Raw genomic sequence first — 16,981 nt, forward strand, 5'->3', positions numbered from 1 at the left:
TAACAAGATTCACAAACAGAAACTTCTTCTACTTTGCTGTCTTTCTAAAGACGTGATTTAGATTCATTAAATATGTAAAGCAATCTCCCCACTTAAATACTCTACCAAAATCGTTTTAACAGACTCCTTTTCACCTTGATTTAACGAATTTGGCATCATATGGGCAATATTAGTGCCTAGAATGATACTGTCCTCGATAATTTTTACTGGATAGTTTGCTTCGATTTCTTCTCTGCTTGTACATACCGGTGACTCCATTAAGTCTTTTGAATAGATAGAACGGTCTGTTACGACTAAACCATATGGCCCCATCAAAGTAGAATCTGTGATTGCAAGCTCAATCGTTTCGTCTAGAGGAATAGAAAATTTCTTAATGACCTTTCTAAAGTGCTTCGAATGCTTTTCATCACTACCCATTTTCACACAGGAATTATTAAGAAGTCCAAGTTCAGTGATTCGACCAGATAAGTCATTAGATTTGAGGGATTCAACATGACTAATCTCAAGTGTTTCCTTAGTAGTCAGAATGTCGGTGATTGCCTCAATCATTAACTGCATCAACTCTTTTTTTACCTCATCTGACAAAATCGTTTCGAAAAACTCCCACTCAAATGCAGACGCAGCCTTTCCCAAAACCTCAATTGCTTCAACCTTAGAAGATGGATAAGGATAAACCTTAGGAAGATAGTCAGTAAATACACTCATTTCTCTCACATAAATCATATGATCAGTCAATAAAAAGCCTACAGCCTGATTTTTTCGTGTGATTTTATTTTGTGCACGTCCTCCTACAAAGAGAACAGGAATTTCCTTTTGATCTAGTGGAAGATAATCAAGAAGGAGCGTTTTGAATACTTTACTGGCATCCTCCCAAACTTCTGGTTGGAAAAAGGGACTAAAAACAAATTGCAAGGCTTCCTCAGAATAATCCTCGTAACGTGTCGATATTTTTTTACAATAACTTTTTTGATGATCAATCTGCTGAACACTTAAATTATTAGGTACATCCAAATAAAACACCTTCCCTTTAAAATACACTGTTGTTACTTCATCATACTTATTAGAATAACGATAATCAAGATGTTTTGGACTAGAAATATTGCAACAAAAAATGAGGCTTTCCAATCCATAATATAACTATAAAAATAAAAAATAGTTTTATTCGAAAGAGCAATATTATCTTCTTCTCATTGAATAAGGCTAAAAGACTCATTGATCTATTAATGAGTCATATTTTTCATAAGAATAACTTATTTAAAAAAGAAAAAAATTACAGAATTTTTGTGCTTAGAAAAAGCATATTCATTTAGAATATGCTTTTTCTAGAATGTTTATTTAGTTAACTCTTTAATTGCTGCTCCAGTTCCATCACTAGTTTTAATACTGGAATAGATTGTTCTAAATCTGTCAAACCCTTTTCACCACTGACGATTTTTCGCAATGAGTAATCCAATGAAGCAAAGTAATGATTGTGCTTTGGTAAGTCAATACTTTGAACTTCGTCATCGCTGTATAGGAGCATTTCTGCCTTATTGTCACCTGCAGTACTCCAAGACTTTTCATAATAACTAAGTGTCGCTTCTTCAAAGAAAATTTGCCAGCAACTTTGAACTGCATAGACTTTAGTTGGTAATGCGGAATTAGTCAGTACAATGGGGAGTCCATTCAAACCTTCTAATAGAGTCGATGCTGCTGAAGAGTGTTCATCACGTTCTACTGCTGCGACTGATTTTACTTGTAGGTCACCAAGACACCAGGATAAAAAATCAAAATCGCTGTAACTCATTTCCATGGGTAGAGCATTCAATGGTAATGGATGATTGCCCCAAACTGGTCCGGCGGCATTCGTCATTGAGACATGACAAACTCTTCCATATTCTCCGGAATTGATCATTTCATGAGCTATTTTTGCAGGTGTGGTGAAACGATCAAATAAATCAACAAGCACTCGTTTCCCAGTTTGATGAGATACTGCTGTTAGCGTTTCTATATCTGCTAAAATGGGTGAAACTGGAATCTCACAAATGACATCCTTCCCATGCTCCATAGCTTTAATAGCAAATTCAACTTGTAATTTTGGCGGCAATGCGATCGTAACTATTTTTATGTCTGGATCAGTTAAAATGTCTTCTAACTTTGTCGTACTAATCACTCCAAATTGTTTAATAATCGGATCTAGTGATTCTTGTTTACGGCTAAAGACGACAATTTCACTAACTAGTGGATGATTGACAAATGTTTCTACATGAACGACACCAAATCCTGTACCCAATATACCTATCTTCACCATACTCTCCTCCTATAACATCGCTCGAATTGCATGCGGTTTGAAATGCAGCAAAACATAATCGGCAGAGAGCGGACCCTCAGGATGAAATTCTGTCATCCATTCCTCCCATTTTTCTTTCTTTCGCTGATCATCTTCTATTACTTCTCCTGAACATTCCAATACCACATAACCAAAGCCATTTGTAATCGCGATTTCTGCAGTATTACAAGCTAGTAGATTTTTCACTTTTTGACTATTTCGATTGGTCTGCATATAGATTCCACACAGTTTAGAATCTTGCAGTAGGTTAATCACACTTAGCCTTACATGCTGATCCTGTTTAGTACCTAACATCACCGTATGGCTCTCCACACCTGTTTCAGTAAATACCGGAATGCCCTTTTGAACAAAATTGTTTACTTCCTCCGTAAATTCTTGAGGTAAATCTGCTAAACTCCCCATGTAATAAATACTCATAGAAAACTCCTCCTTCATTAAGTTAGTTTCATTCTAGCAAACAAACCACGACAACTAGCTGTCGTGGTTTAGTGATATACTTAAACTATCTATGGAGGTATTTTTTATGAAAATGGATCGTATTCTTTCAATTACGATGATTTTATTAGAGCGCGAACGCGTTAGTATTGGTGAATTAGCGGAAATATGTGAAGTTACTCCTCGAACTATCCAGCGTGACTTGGATGTCATCAATTTGGCTGGAATCCCAATCGTTTCCTATCCAGGTGTGGGTGGCGGGATTAGTATTTTAAAGAACTATAAGCTTGAAAAGCGTTTGTTTTCAACTGCAGATATCACAACCTTGCTCATGAGCTTAGGAAGCATCCGTTCCTCTATTTCTGGTGACGAGGTCGTGAATGCTCTCGCTAAAGTAAAAGGTGTCATTCCAGAAGAAAAGCGGAAAGAGATTGAAGCAAAAGCTAATCAATTGACGATTGATCTGTCCAGTTGGGTCGGAAATCCTTCACATCAAGAAAAACTAAATAGCATTCAGTTAGCGATTAATGATAATCTTCTTCTCCACTTTGCCTATAGTGATCGACTTCAACAAAAAAGCAAGCGCATCATTGAACCTTATAGAGTCATTTTGAAAGAACGTTATTGGTATGTGGAGGGCTACTGTTTGGATCGTCAGTCCTTCCGTGTTTTCAAACTTTCTCGTATGACAGAAATTAACATTTCAGAGGAACATTTCGAACCACGTGAATTTCATCCTGGACCCTCCCTGCAGCCGCATTTCAAAGATACAAATACTGTTGAAGTGACGCTTCGTGTAAATGAGCGTGTTCGTGAACAACTAGTTGATCTTTTCGGCGAAGAGCAGATAACTCAAGAAAGCGAGAATAGTTGGATTGCTAATATCTCTATATCAAATGACGTAATTGGATATCGCTACTTGATTGGTTTCGGTCTTGATTGTGAATGTCTAGCACCACCAGAGGTACGACATAATTTAATCGATTATCTTTCCCAAATGCAAGCATACTATCAATAATGACAAAGAAGGAGGCTCGGAAAATTCCGAACCTCTTTCCTATTATTTTATCGCTCTTTTTCCAGTATATCGGTCCATTTTCCAAAACTCATCCCCTGAACGACCCATTATAATATCTTTATCAGCAGCATTAAGCCAAATTTGCAAAAATTAAGTTGTTCGTTTGCTTAATGCTGTTTGAAGAACCGCGTAGCACTCGTTTACGCGCTGTTGAGAAACATCTTCATCTGGAAGAATATTCCAAGCGTCAGTTATTGCAGCATGGTAAGCTAGATAATCATCATAAGAAGAAAAATCTGCTGTACCAAGATCCTTTGAGCTCTCATATAATGCTGTCAAATCCGTTTTATCTGCTTTAGCGATCAAATTGTCCAATGCACCTTGTAAATGATCCAATGCAGCTTTAGCAGTTTCTTCGATTGGACGTTCACCTGCCAAAATATTTTTGGCTTCATCTAGATATTTACTTAATTCATTCCATGTACTTGGTGTATAATCCTCTTTATTTTTTGTCAGACCAGTTTCATATAATGTGTTTAATTGATTGAGCAACTCTTGAGGGGCATCTGCTTTTGCTAAGTCTACCATCTGTTGCAATTCATTTAATGCATCATTGACTGCTTTCTGAGTGATATTCAGGTCAGACAATTTATTATACGCATCGCTATAAGCATTATGAAACTTGATATATGTTTCATAATCAGCAAAATGTTGTGGACCCATTCCCGTTGCTTTCTGATAGAGGTTTTGTAAGGCCTGGGTTTCTGCACGCTTAACTAATTCCTTTACAGCTTCGTTCAAACTACTCAAACGGTTATCCACTTCCTTTTGAGTCGCTTCTTTTTGATCCATGGTAGCCTTTGCTGCTTCTTTTTCTCTCATTAATTTTTCCCACGATATCGGTGTATAATCATCCTCTTTTAGCTGACCTACAGTTTGCAATGTACTTTGAAGTTTATCTTTATTCACCTTATTGTAGGTAAAGACGACCTTTTTATTAGAAGCAATCTTCTTAATTTCTACAGTATCAGCTCCAACAAGATCATATCCAGAGAATTTTTCTGCCCTTGCAATATAATTAACGCCTTCCTTAATTTTAATGCTAAACTCTTTTAGAACTTTGGTTCCACTTTTATGAACAACCGTCACTTTGAAATAATCATTAGATTCATGATTCGCATAAAATGCTACTTTCTCGTCCCGCCAACCAACCTTTATTAAGTATTTCTGTTCATTCTGATTGATTGTGAAATTGTGTGTTCCAGCCTTAGCATTAGGATTGTATGCGCGGTAGACCGGAATACCGATAGGCTTATCCTTGCTATTGATATCTACTGATTTAAACGCTTCTCCTTCTTTTCGCCAACCAACCTTTCCTAAATAATTGTACTCTTTCGTATCCATTGTGAAATGGTGATCTCCTGCATTAGGATTGTATAATCGATAGACAGTTTTTCCACTGCTAGGTGTTTCCCAAGCTATTCCTTCATCGTGCCAGCCAACTCTAATCAATGTGTTTCTTTCACTTGAATTCTTCGTATAGAAATGTTCACCGCTGTTGGGATTGTAAACCCGGTATAGTGTCTGAGAACTTGCCTCCGCCTCATTTGTTATAAAAAAAAGCGCCAAACCAGAAAGGAAAATAATGCTGAATAACAATCGTCTTTTCATAAAAGTTCCTCCTTCCATTTGTAATCGCTTACGCATAAAATAATATAAGTTATTTTAACATGTGTCAAGACAGAAACTAAGCTTATTGATTATTAGCTACGTCAGTCAATTAATATAGATCATTAATTACAACATTTATCTGATATTAACTCAGTGAATCCTAACTGATTTTTTTAATAATAATTAATTTTTCAATGATAATATAGATAACTTTTCCACCGACCAGATACTGGTATAACTTCTAATTTTTTTTCATTACATCACGTCCTTTCTGTGTTTGAGTATAGAAAAAGAGCAAGCCTTTTAGAGGGATTGCCCTTAATTATTTGTTTTTAGTTTTTCAACATCTTCTTTATCTGATTCATTCATAATGTCAAATGGGATTTTTGCATCACATATGACTTGCCATATTTTTACTTTTTCATCGCCAATAACAACTTTCCAAAAAGCAGGTAATCTCCAAGTTTGCTTTGTGTTTCCTTTGTAACTTCCACTGGCATAACCCAAAAGACCTATAGAGTTTTCATTTTCAAAAGCTTCTGTAACTTCAATATGATAATTTGGAAACCAATTAAAATATCCAGCCCAGCCACTACTCATTTCTTCTTTACTAGCTATATTGTCCCATGTGTCAATAAATTGATGGTCGTTACTCATTAATTGAGATATACCTTTAACATCATGCTGGTTAATTGCCTTGACGAACTGTAACGCTATTTTCATTTTCATGACTTTGACCTCCTTGTATTTAAAATATTATACCATATAGTTTAGCTACAATATTCAAACACACCGTGAGAGGTGACAAGGAAATTCCAATTAATTTCTAAATCCCTACCAATGGTAGAATAATCAAGGTACATCTGCATTCGCTCTGGAAAATCTCCAAACGCTCCTTGTTCTATCCAATCATAAGCCACATCTTCCATAGAATCACAATCTGATTAACAAATGATATCATCTTGATGTTCCAATAACTCTTCTAAAGAGCTAAACCACATCCCTTGAATTTCTTTCAATTCATCATAAATATTCCATTACCATTTCACACAAGCGATGGAGTTCAGAAATAGGTGTGTACTCGTCCACCTCAAAAGGCCATTCATAATCATGAATGGCGTATTCTTCGTATTCACCATCTAGACCAATAAGTTCTTGCATATCTTCGTAGTCAATGGGATGGGTGAGCCATGCACCAACTAGCTCACCCTCGTTGTATTTTCCTAAGTTCGCACTATATACTTGCAGACCTCTTACTACTTAATTTTTTCTTTTAAAGTAAATACCCCCAACAATAGCAATAATTATTATCCCTACTACTAGCAGCAATGTGCTCCGCGTATCATTTGTTTTAGGATAATTTGAACTAGATGACTGAGCATTCCTATATGAATTCTTCGTATCTTTTGGTGTAGCAGGGACTCTTTTATTTACGAACTGACCGACATCAACTGTCTCGGGTTTATTTTTGTTAGCCGCCGAGATTTGGAATTTACGTCTCTCATGATTGATACTATAGCCGTTCGGTGCCTTTATCTCATCAAAATAGTACTTACCGGGCTGTAACTGTTCAGCAGTTATTATCCCTTTATTATCAGAAGTATACTTTCCGACAAGCGTGCCGTTCTCTTTGCGAACTTCAAAAACAGCCCCAGCTAATCCTTTTTCTGATTCTGTCACTTTTTTCATTCGAACAGACCCCTGATAATTAATGAAATCTCCAAGAGCTATCGTCGCAGGCTTGCCAGTTGTACTTTTAGCAATCACAAAGTTGGTCTTTTCAGTATTGAGTAGATAGCCAGTTGGTGCTTTTGTTTCGACTAATTGGTACTCACCAGGAGCTAACCCTGTCGCAAAAATTTTACCATTTTTATCAGAAATCAATGTTTTGCTTTCTTTTCCTGTAGAGTTAAGTACCGTTTGAGCTTCTCCTTGACTATTCTGAATTTCGAATTCTGCTCCTTGAAGAGTTTTGCCTGCTTCATTTTTCTTAAGGAGTTGAACAGAACCTTGATAATTAACAAAATCACCTAGATTAATCGTCTCAGGTTTTCCAGTTTGTTTGGTGATCTCAAATGGATGAGCTGTTTTATCCAAGATATATCCTTTTGGAGCCTTCGTTTCTTTCAATACATAGTTTCCTTCGTTGATCCCTTTGAAGTAAATCTTGCCCTTCTCATCAGAAATAATAGTATCCGTATTTTCACCAGCTTGATTGATTACAGTAACTGGCTTCTCTCTATCCGAGATATCAAATATTTGATACTCAGCTCCTGCCAAGGATTCTTTTCGTTCATTCATCTTATGACCAACAACTTCCACTTGGTAATTCTCGAAATCAAGATTATCAATATTTGGATTCTGATTATCATTTTCTTGAACAACAAAATAGATAGGTTGATTATTAATGATGTAGCCTGGTGCAGGCTTTGTTTCAATGAGTTTGTAGTCTCCTGCACCTAATTCAGATATATCCAAGACACCGTCTTTAGGAGTAACAATCTTCTTAACAAAATATTGCTCACCATCGACGATATGATACAACTCAAATTCTGCCCCAGCAATCGAACCTCCATCACCTACTTTAGTAACCTGTGCCTTTCCACGGAAGTTTTGGAAATCGCCTACATTAACTACTTGTGGTTTCCCGTTTGATTCTTCAGGAATTTCAATTTTTATCAGAGAAGGATTAATGACGTAATCACTACCTTCTGAAACTTCTGGTGCCTTAGTCTCTTGATAATAGTACGTTCCAGGAGATAACTCTTCAAATAGAACGTTTCCGTCCGAATTACTTGTGGCCTTTTTAACCACAGTTGTTTTATCTTCCTTGAATAGTGTAAACTCAGCACCTTTTAATCCATCACCATCTGTATTACGTTTCGTTAGTTCAAACGCCCCTTGATAATTGATAAAATCATGAAGCTTGACTACAGAAACTTTTCCATTTTGGGAAGCTTTTATCGTAAATTGAATCGTTTCTTTGTTTAACATGTAACCATCTGGAGCTTTTATTTCCTCAAGCACATACTCTCCTGGTGCTAGAGATTCCATTTTCACCTTTCCATTTTCATCGGAAATGAGCGGTTCTTGATTGACCACATCTCCATTGAAATCAAGTATATTGAATTCTGCTCCTTTGAGTGTATTTCCTTTCTCATCTTTTTTCAAAAATTCAATAGAACCTTGATAATTGGTTAATTCTAGTGGCGCGCCATCGGGTTGGGTAGTGACTGCAGTCGGTTTTCCATTTGCTTTATCTGAAATAGTAAATGGAACTTCTTGTGTATTTTGAATAAAGTTGTTAGGTGCTTTCGTTTCTACAAATTTATAGTTTCCTGGAGCCAATCCAGTAACTATCACTCGACCATCATTTTGAGAAATCAATGGCTGCTTATTGACTTTTTCTCCTTGGCTGTTGATTACATCAAAGGCAGCTCCAGATAGCGGATTTCCTTGACTGTCTTTTTTAACAAGAACAGCACTTCCTTGGTAATTTTTATGCGAAACATGCACGGTTGGCACTTGATAATGACTGTTTCGATAAACTACGAAATAGGTTGGCCGTGGATCTAAAACATAGCCTGTCGGCGCTTCTATCTCAGTCAATCGATAAACTCCTAAAGGCAAACTGTCAACTTCAAGAAATCCTTCACTATTTGTTGTATCCGGACTCAACGGTACTTCTGTCCATAAGTCCGTTTCGAGGGCTAATGGACCAATTTTTTCTAACTTAAATCGTGCCCCTTTGGTTACACCATTATCTAATTTTATTGGATTTCCATTTTCATCTGTTTTTTGAAAAATCACTTTGTTCCGTTCATTCCGAATGATTGATGGTGCGGCATCGCTTGCAGAGGTATTTTCATTAATCGTTATACGACGACCAGCAACTAAATCATCAGAAATGGTGAATCCATCTGGTGCCTTCGTTTCAAACAATAGGTATTCTCCATATGGAAGACTTCCAAATGTAAGTTGACCATTACTGTCTACATCGCCTTCTCTAAGCAGCTGGGTCTTCATTGTATTCCACAGCTGGAAGTGCGCTCCAGTTAAATGAGTCTTTCCATCAGCTTCTGTTTTCTGAATTGTCAATTTTCCCTTTTTACCGTTTGCAGAACCTCCGCTATGGTTAATCTCGACGACCACATCTTGTCCATCACCACCAGAAACTATTTGCTCATTATCTCCTGTAACGGATAGTTTATTTGAAACGGTATCCGTATTTCCACTTGCGGAAGAAGTAATATAACTTCGATACTCTAACTGATACGCAGTATCTATCTTATGAAGCAACTTGATTGTTAGTTGTTGTTTTCCAGTCTCATTGTTAGTTATCAACTCAATAGTGTAATCTTTATCCAAAGTCAAAGGTTTATCCAGATTAGGAGTGATTGTTCCATCTGCATCTACTGTAGTTTCGTAAAGTTTGATTGATTCTTTATCGATCACTTGATTTTCAGTAGGTTCATCTGTGATAACTACATTTTCTAAAGTGGATTGAGAAGGATTAATGACCGCATGCCAGTTCACATAGTCTGGGTCCTGTTCGTCTTGTTCACCAGTTTTTTGAACAAATTTCCCGCCGTTTTTAATTCCTACTTCACCAATCACATCACGGTCGTCGCCAGCATTTTCATAGTGTGCAACATTTTCATACTGATTAGACCCTGCAATAATCTTCTCTTCGACAGATGTCTTAAATTCAATCAAGTAGGTTGTATCTACTTGATTAGGGAAATCAATCAAAATGGATTGATCGTTACTCTCTGAGGGTTCTTCGACTTTTCTCATTTGGTTATTAACAACGGTCTCAGGTTGTTTCTTTACTACTGTGCCATCCTTCTCTACTTCTGCTTCATAAATTTTCAGTGATTCAGAAACGTAGTCTTGGTTTTCTTTGATGGTATCTTTTAATTGAGCATTTGTAAGAACATTTCCACTTAAATTGACCGCGATTGTCCACGTGATTTCTTTTGTTTGTGCATTGTATTGACCGCTTTTCTGTGCATTTAATTGATAGGGATCATTGGGTTTAAAATTTTGATTGTCCTCAGAATGGTGACTATCACCAAATTTATCTTTCCAATCAGCGGAAATACTATTTTTAAAGTGATCCAATTCTGGTTTATTAGGATCTAACAAAGTCACATCAAAATTTGTTTTGTAGGTTAATTTGAACTCATCTTCTGTGGGATTGTAATCTCCTTTAAAGACCACCTTAAATCCTGTTTCATTTCCATTAGCGTCTTTTAATAGTTGTAGTTCGTAATCCGATCCAGGCGTCAAAACTTTATTTGTTGTAACATCGCGTATTTCAAAATCAGGGGTCAAATCTGGATTTATCGCCATTGATAGTCCTGGAATTGGTGAATACGTATCCGTTAATTCTAAGTCCTTCATATAATAATGATTTTTATTGACACTGATTGTCCATTGAGCTTTATGAGTAGAATAATCTACGTTAGTCAATTTTTTGATCACATTTTGTTGCTGAGCAGTACCTTTGTCGCCGTCTGTTTGCCCCGTACCAATCGAAACAGAATTATTTACCTGTGTTGGATCGGTTACTATACCATCAACTTTTGTTTGATATTCTACTTTCACTGCTTGATCCATATCATGCAAAAACTTCACAACAAAGCCTTTGCCGTCTGGATTCGGTTCTAAGATGTAATCTTTTCCTTCAACTAAAGGGGTTCCCTTGATCTCATTGCCCTTATTATCAAAGGTGATTGGATAGAGTTTCATTGAATCATCTACTAGGTCCATATTATTACTGATAGTATCAATAATGGTCGCCTGATCTTTTGGTATATTTTTTTCGTTGTAATTGTAGTTTATTTCCCAATTGAACTGCTGATTATCAGCATCATAATTCGTCATATTTTTTTCAATTGTTTTCCCATAATTGGTAGTTACTGTCGCCTTCGCATCAAATCCATCTGGATCATTTTTATCGGTTAAGGAGGCTTTGTTTGTAAAACTTACCTTGCCACCATCAGTTGGTTTTATTGAATCATCTATGTCTGTTTGGTAAACAATTCGGTAGGCTTTGTTTGTATCTCCTAGAATTGTCACATTTCCATTAGAATCTACGGTGTATTCATCTGGACTCAATTCTCGACCAACCTCTTTAACTGATCCGTCTAGATTCATGACTAGTTCAGACACTTTGACTGATTTGTAGGTAATGCCATCCGGCCAACTTTCACTAACCGTGGGATCGGTTAAGTGATTCATTGATTGGTTGATATCCACGGTCCACTCGACACTAGAAGGATTGGGCGTTCGATCAAAATGGCCTTTTTTGTCAATTGACTTTTCTGTATCTGGATGTATTTCAATATCCACAGGAGGCAAATTATCTTCTACTGGATAGTGAATCGTAATATCACCTGGTCCATCAATATGTTCTTTATTGAAAAATGTGTCAAAATAAAATTGTCCATTGATATCACTTTGATTCTGAACTTCCTCAGTAAACGTAAATCGAACGTTTCCATTTTTATCAACAGTGTATGTCGCGTATACTTCGCCATCTTCATTTTTCAACTCTCCGCTGGCAGAATTTTTAGGTATCAATTCATCTGGCAATTGAAAATCAAAATAATCTCCGGGTTTAATTTGTTTTCTTACCTCTTCTGGAATACTCCAACTATAATAAATACGAACATTCGTATTCGGACCGACCGGAGGTTCAACAACATTTCCTTTATCATCTAAATACACTAAGTTAGAGCCAGTTAGAATCGTCCCATCACCATTAGGAAAATAGGTCCGAATATCGGTTGGCTCTTCCGCTCGAGTAACAACACTATCTTTTTTCGGCGATTCTTGACTTTTAAATTCTTTACTATCTTCCTCTGAGCTTCCTATGATTTCAGAGCTGCTAATTGTAGTATTTGCAACCACGCTGCTCTTTATATCATCTATTGCTGTTGAACTCGAGGCTTCAGTGGAAGTCTGTTCCAAGGAATCTGGATGTTGATACACTAGACTCTGCCCTTGATACTGAATATCAAATTGACGCATTTGCTTGAAAGAATCCTGCTCCAATGTTAAATGGATCATTCCTTCTCCGCTAAAATCAGTTTGTACTTCAATAACTTGATTTTTTTCAATATTCAAATCTACTGAATGCCCATCTTTCTCTAATTGAGCTCGCTCAATAATTGGCTGAGAGGTTTCAAGCTTAGCAACTTGCTTTTCATTTAATGCTGAAAACTTAACATCCAATTGATTATCTGCATTTCCTTTTTCGATACTTTTTAAGGTTAATGCAGGTGGTGCCACTGTTTCCGCAATTGAGACCAAAGGCGTCAATGAATTTAACAGGATTAAAAAAGTCATAAAACTGTAAATGAACGTTTCCACGCTCTTTCTTCTTATTGCATGCTCCCCTAATTTTTCTTTATTTTTTTCCATCAAAATACCCATCCCCTTTAGAAGCTGTTTCAATTTAAACTAATATAAGAATAGACAACAACTATAATAAACGTATAATAAAACGCTCAAAACATTCATGTTTTTAATCTCTTGCTTAATTCTTGCTAATCAAATTGAATTTCTTCAAAAAATTTGCCTTCTTACAACAAGGTAGATTAGAGCTTTTCTTTAAATGGCACCATTTGAAAAGATTAAGTTAAACGAACAGTTTTGTCATCTCAATATTTTTATATCACTCTAAATTAGATTGCTTTTCTAGGATGTATAGTCCCCCATAAATAATCAAGTTTGACTATGAAACTTCTTCAATAACCACAACAAAAGAGACTCGGATTGTCCAGAGCCTCTTTCGTGCAAATGATATACATTTCGATTGGTTTATTATTTTCCTATTCATACGAATTTCAAACATCACAACTCTTCATTCATCGTTGCTCGATAAGGAAAAGTTGACTTGATAAGACATTTCTATCTTGTTTTAATCAGATTTCCTGCATCGGTAATCCCATTGCCTTCCAAGCTTCATTTCCGCCGCCAATCTCTAATACTTGATAACCGTGATTTAACAGAAGAATACTTGCTTGTTTCGCTAAAGTACATGCAGCATTCCATGTTACTACATAAATTAGTTTGGACTTATCAAGTTCGCTTAACCGACTTTCTAATGCCATGAGTGGAATTTGTTTCGCACCCACAATTTTTTCCTTCAAAAATTCTGGTTCGCCGATACGTACATCCACCACCTCAAACGCATCCTTGTTTTCTTGAATTCCCATAAATACTTCGATCGGTGTTTTCTGTGAGTCAATAACCGCCTGCAAATAATCCATTCTTTCCATCATCAATCGCTCCTTTGTTTTTGATAAACCAATCTTATCAGTTCAGTGAAGAGGAAACTTCTTCTACTTTGCTGTCTTTTGTAAAAAACGATTCTTTACTTTTCGTCTATTTCTCGCCAACTGCTGTTTAATCCCGTTTGCTAGAATATTGGGCAGATTAATGATCAGTGGCGGATCGCTAATCTTCCGCTCTCTTAATTGGATAGTCAATTCTTCGTTCTTTTCCAATGGGAAAGTCACTGATTGCCCATCGCAGGCCCTCATGGCTTTGCTTAATTGAAAATATCGGAAAGGATTCTTACTTCTCCTAACTCCGCAAGCCAACGGATAATAGGTCCCAGGAGGCAGATGGTAAAAATCATACTCAAATCTCTTTACCCGACATCTCCCCATAATTGGTTGATGATTGGGGTTTGGCTTAAGAAATAATCCGCTAAACACGATTCCCTTAAAATCCTTAGGTACTTCGATATGTACGGTCAATTTGTAAGGACTAACGATGATTGGAAAGTTGGGATTTCTGTAGAATAAGGAGTCATTGTCTTCATCGACAGCTTCTTGCTGCTTCACTAGTTCAAATAAATGATTTACTTGCTTTGCATAGGTTTTAGGTGACAGTCCAGTATTTTTAGTAAAAGTCGTTGTAAAGGTCCCAGGACTTGAATAGCCTGCATCCAGCTGAGAATTGATGACGGATTCTCCATTAACTAAAGATTCGATACCGTTTTCAATTTTGAGCGAAGAAAGATACTCGTTTGGTGAAATACCGGTGATCCTTTTGAATTCTCTGCTAAAATGAAATTTGCTATAGCCAAAATGCTCGGCAACCTTTTCTACCTTCAAGCCTTCACAAGCGAATTTTTCCATATACGTAATAATTTCCTGAATACGGGGTTCCATTTTTATCCGCCTTTCTCTTAAATATGATGAATATTGAATAACTTTCAGTTTGATCATATCTTTTTTAGATAACAACTGTCAACATAATAGCTTATATGAAAAATCAGCATAACATTCAATATTTAAAGGATTTATCCTAACCGAACAACAAATAATTATTTATATAATATAACGATCAATCGATTATCGATAAATTAAAACATAAGTATCCTTCATTTTAAAGTTCTCTTCACCATCAAATATAAAAATATCATACAATTATTTCTCGTAGTTTTATCCTTTCTGGCTTGAGTATTCTTCTAAATAATTTTATGTGTTCTGATTCCTTCATTTTCTGAATTAAATAGTTGAATAAGCTATTATTTCTAAAGCTTTATTGCTAGAATGAAGCTATTAAATGTATCAAAGGAGTTAAAAATGAGAGGAACTATTTCAAACGATAAACGTGTGTATATTTACGAATCACCATTCCTAAAACAAGGAGAAAATGGCTTGAGCCTCAATCAATTACGTGCCATTTTCATTAAGACCTTTTTGAATAATCAGCGAGCAAAATATGTGGCGGAAAATTATGCCCTTGAAAAGGAAAAACGCAAAATCTCTATTTGGAGAAAAGATGGGAAAGTTTTGTCAGAGGATGAAGTACTTAAAATTGATATGATTGTTCCTCAGATATTTGAAACAAACTAGCCATTGTTTTGATAGGTCACAAATCCAATAGCTGCCAGTAAAGACCGACAATCTGATGTAAATTGTCGGTCTTTTCTATAAGATTTTTGCTTACAATATAATAAGGTCTCTTCAGTTCTTATCTTGAGCCCCTAATATAGATTAATGAAATAATTTGTTTGTATGTTTGAAAGTTAAACTATTGACTGCTTTAAAATAAGAAAAACCATGAGTAATTCTATTTCTTTCATGAATTACTCACAGTTTTCAGTTAATCATTTTCTATCATAGATATTGTTAAATAAATTTTTTCCTACTTTTTGTTCCTACGTATAAACTGATTCCTAATAAAGCAATTCCTAGCACTACCAAAGAGCTTGAACTACTTTCTCCAGTTTCAGGAAGTTTACTTTTTTCTGAACTTACTGATTCTACATATTTAGTAGCGGTGGAAATAGCTTTTGGTTTCTCTACCACTGTTTCCACAGGATCTGTTATTTCCGCTCTCGAATCTTCTATGTCCAAAGGGTTTTCTTTACTTTCATTATTGTCGATATTTTGTTTTGTCTCCAAAATTGTCAGAGTAATGATCTTTTCTACATTGATTTTTTCTCCATTTAAATCAGTACCTTCAATATAGAATCTAATTTTATGAGTGCCAGCTCTTACTAAGGTATTTCCTAGAACTGTCACTTTGATAGGACTTCCAACAATTTCGTAACCAAAATTCAACCCTTCTGTATTCTCAAATTTTGCCCAGGATAAAATATCATTTTCCGTTAATTTATCTCCCACATACATTGTTTTATCGGATACTTGAATAGACGGTTTTTTGGTTACGATTGGTTTCGTTGTACTTGGTTCTGTTGTACTTGGTTCCGTTGTACTCGGCTCTGTCGTACTTGGCTCTGTTGTACTTGGTTCCGTTGTACTCGGCTCTGTCGTACTTGGCTCTGTTGTACTTGGTTCCGTTGTACTCGGCTCTGTTGTACTTGGTTCCGTTGTACTCGGCTCTGTTGTACTTGGTTCCGTTGTTATTAACACTAACGAGTTAAGCGCATAGTTCATTGAACTAATATAAACTGAGTAATCCAAATTATAATCTAGACACGCTTGAGCATTAGACACAGCGGTCTGTAGCTTAGCAATTGAAGCTTCGGTGTATAGGTGCGCATTCGCAATAGCATTATTTCCCTGATTAACTAAATTTTGTAATTCTGCTCGTAAAGTTGCATCATCATTCGTTACGCTTGGTGTTGTTTCATCCACTTGCACTGACGTAGATGTATTGTTTTCATTTACTGCTAATGATGGTGTTGTACTTGATTCAGTTGCTGGTACTGGTGCTGCTATTGACGTGCTTGATTCGGTTTCTGCAGCTGGTACTACTACTGATGTGCTTGATTTTGTTTCTACTGACTCCGCATTTGCAAATGACAATGGAGCTGATAGTAGAAATGGTCCGCATAATAATGTAATTCCTAAAACCCTTAATCTATTTTTCATAAGTATCTCCTTATTTATATATATTTAAAAAGTATAGAAGTGACGAGTGCTGTCTAAAGAATATGGTGAACTTCCCTCCTATTAAAAAATTATCACTTCTAACTACTTCCCCTAATTTTTATTATCTTATACACTTGTATGTCTCTTTTTATACTTGTTAAA

General features: G+C 36.1%; 11 protein-coding genes and 1 pseudogene. 2 read left to right on the top strand and 10 right to left on the bottom strand.

Going from position 1 to position 16,981, the window contains the following annotated elements:
- Positions 1–66 precede the first annotated feature (66 nt).
- The 3 genes from IGI67_RS05205 to IGI67_RS05215 form a co-directional block, all read right to left on the bottom strand.
- Positions 67–1,038, bottom strand: a complete 972-nt coding sequence (locus IGI67_RS05205) for a hypothetical protein (RefSeq protein ID WP_429956990.1) — start codon at positions 1,036–1,038, stop codon at positions 67–69.
- Positions 1,039–1,339: 301 nt separating this feature from the next.
- On the bottom strand, positions 1,340–2,290 hold the full coding sequence (locus IGI67_RS05210; protein WP_429956991.1) for a Gfo/Idh/MocA family protein: 951 nt from the start codon (positions 2,288–2,290) through the stop codon (positions 1,340–1,342).
- Positions 2,291–2,299: 9 nt separating this feature from the next.
- On the bottom strand, positions 2,300–2,746 hold the full coding sequence (locus IGI67_RS05215; RefSeq protein WP_429956992.1) for a pyridoxamine 5'-phosphate oxidase family protein: 447 nt from the start codon (positions 2,744–2,746) through the stop codon (positions 2,300–2,302).
- Positions 2,747–2,852: 106 nt separating this feature from the next.
- Here IGI67_RS05215 and IGI67_RS05220 point away from each other — a divergent pair, with 106 nt between their 5' ends.
- Positions 2,853–3,782 carry a helix-turn-helix transcriptional regulator gene (locus tag IGI67_RS05220; RefSeq protein WP_429956993.1) on the top strand — a complete coding sequence of 310 codons (930 nt, stop codon included), beginning with the start codon at positions 2,853–2,855 and terminating at the stop codon, positions 3,780–3,782.
- Positions 3,783–3,932: 150 nt separating this feature from the next.
- On the opposite strand, the gene IGI67_RS05225 is transcribed toward IGI67_RS05220, so the two are convergent.
- From IGI67_RS05225 to IGI67_RS05250, 6 genes and pseudogenes are all read right to left on the bottom strand, one after another.
- Positions 3,933–5,453 carry a hypothetical protein gene (locus tag IGI67_RS05225; protein WP_429956994.1) on the bottom strand — a complete coding sequence of 507 codons (1,521 nt, stop codon included), beginning with the start codon at positions 5,451–5,453 and terminating at the stop codon, positions 3,933–3,935.
- 318 nt (positions 5,454–5,771) lie between these two features.
- Complete coding sequence (locus IGI67_RS05230) at positions 5,772–6,182, bottom strand: nuclear transport factor 2 family protein (RefSeq protein ID WP_429956995.1); 411 nt, start codon at positions 6,180–6,182, stop codon at positions 5,772–5,774.
- A gap of 41 nt (positions 6,183–6,223) precedes the next feature.
- Positions 6,224–6,701: pseudogene (locus IGI67_RS05235) on the bottom strand (antirestriction protein ArdA).
- A 12-nt stretch (positions 6,702–6,713) separates the two neighbouring features.
- Positions 6,714–12,884: a SpaA isopeptide-forming pilin-related protein gene (locus IGI67_RS05240; RefSeq protein WP_429956996.1), complete on the bottom strand. Its 6,171-nt coding sequence runs from the start codon at positions 12,882–12,884 to the stop codon at positions 6,714–6,716.
- A 503-nt stretch (positions 12,885–13,387) separates the two neighbouring features.
- Entirely contained in the window at positions 13,388–13,747 is a 360-nt protein-coding gene (locus IGI67_RS05245; protein ID WP_207110329.1) for a rhodanese-like domain-containing protein, read from the bottom strand.
- Between the two features lie 60 nt (positions 13,748–13,807).
- Complete coding sequence (locus IGI67_RS05250) at positions 13,808–14,644, bottom strand: AraC family transcriptional regulator (RefSeq protein WP_429956997.1); 837 nt, start codon at positions 14,642–14,644, stop codon at positions 13,808–13,810.
- Between the two features lie 417 nt (positions 14,645–15,061).
- Here IGI67_RS05250 and IGI67_RS05255 point away from each other — a divergent pair, with 417 nt between their 5' ends.
- Entirely contained in the window at positions 15,062–15,334 is a 273-nt protein-coding gene (locus IGI67_RS05255) for a hypothetical protein (RefSeq protein ID WP_429956998.1), read from the top strand.
- Positions 15,335–15,610: 276 nt separating this feature from the next.
- Here IGI67_RS05255 and IGI67_RS05260 read toward each other — a convergent pair whose 3' ends face one another.
- Positions 15,611–16,819, bottom strand: coding sequence for an LPXTG cell wall anchor domain-containing protein (locus IGI67_RS05260; protein ID WP_429956999.1), 1,209 nt, complete (start codon positions 16,817–16,819; stop codon positions 15,611–15,613).
- Positions 16,820–16,981 lie beyond the last annotated feature (162 nt).

It is taken from the genome of Enterococcus sp. AZ196 (assembly GCF_050498845.1).
In the GTDB taxonomy this organism is placed as follows: domain Bacteria; phylum Bacillota; class Bacilli; order Lactobacillales; family Enterococcaceae; genus Enterococcus_A; species Enterococcus_A murrayae.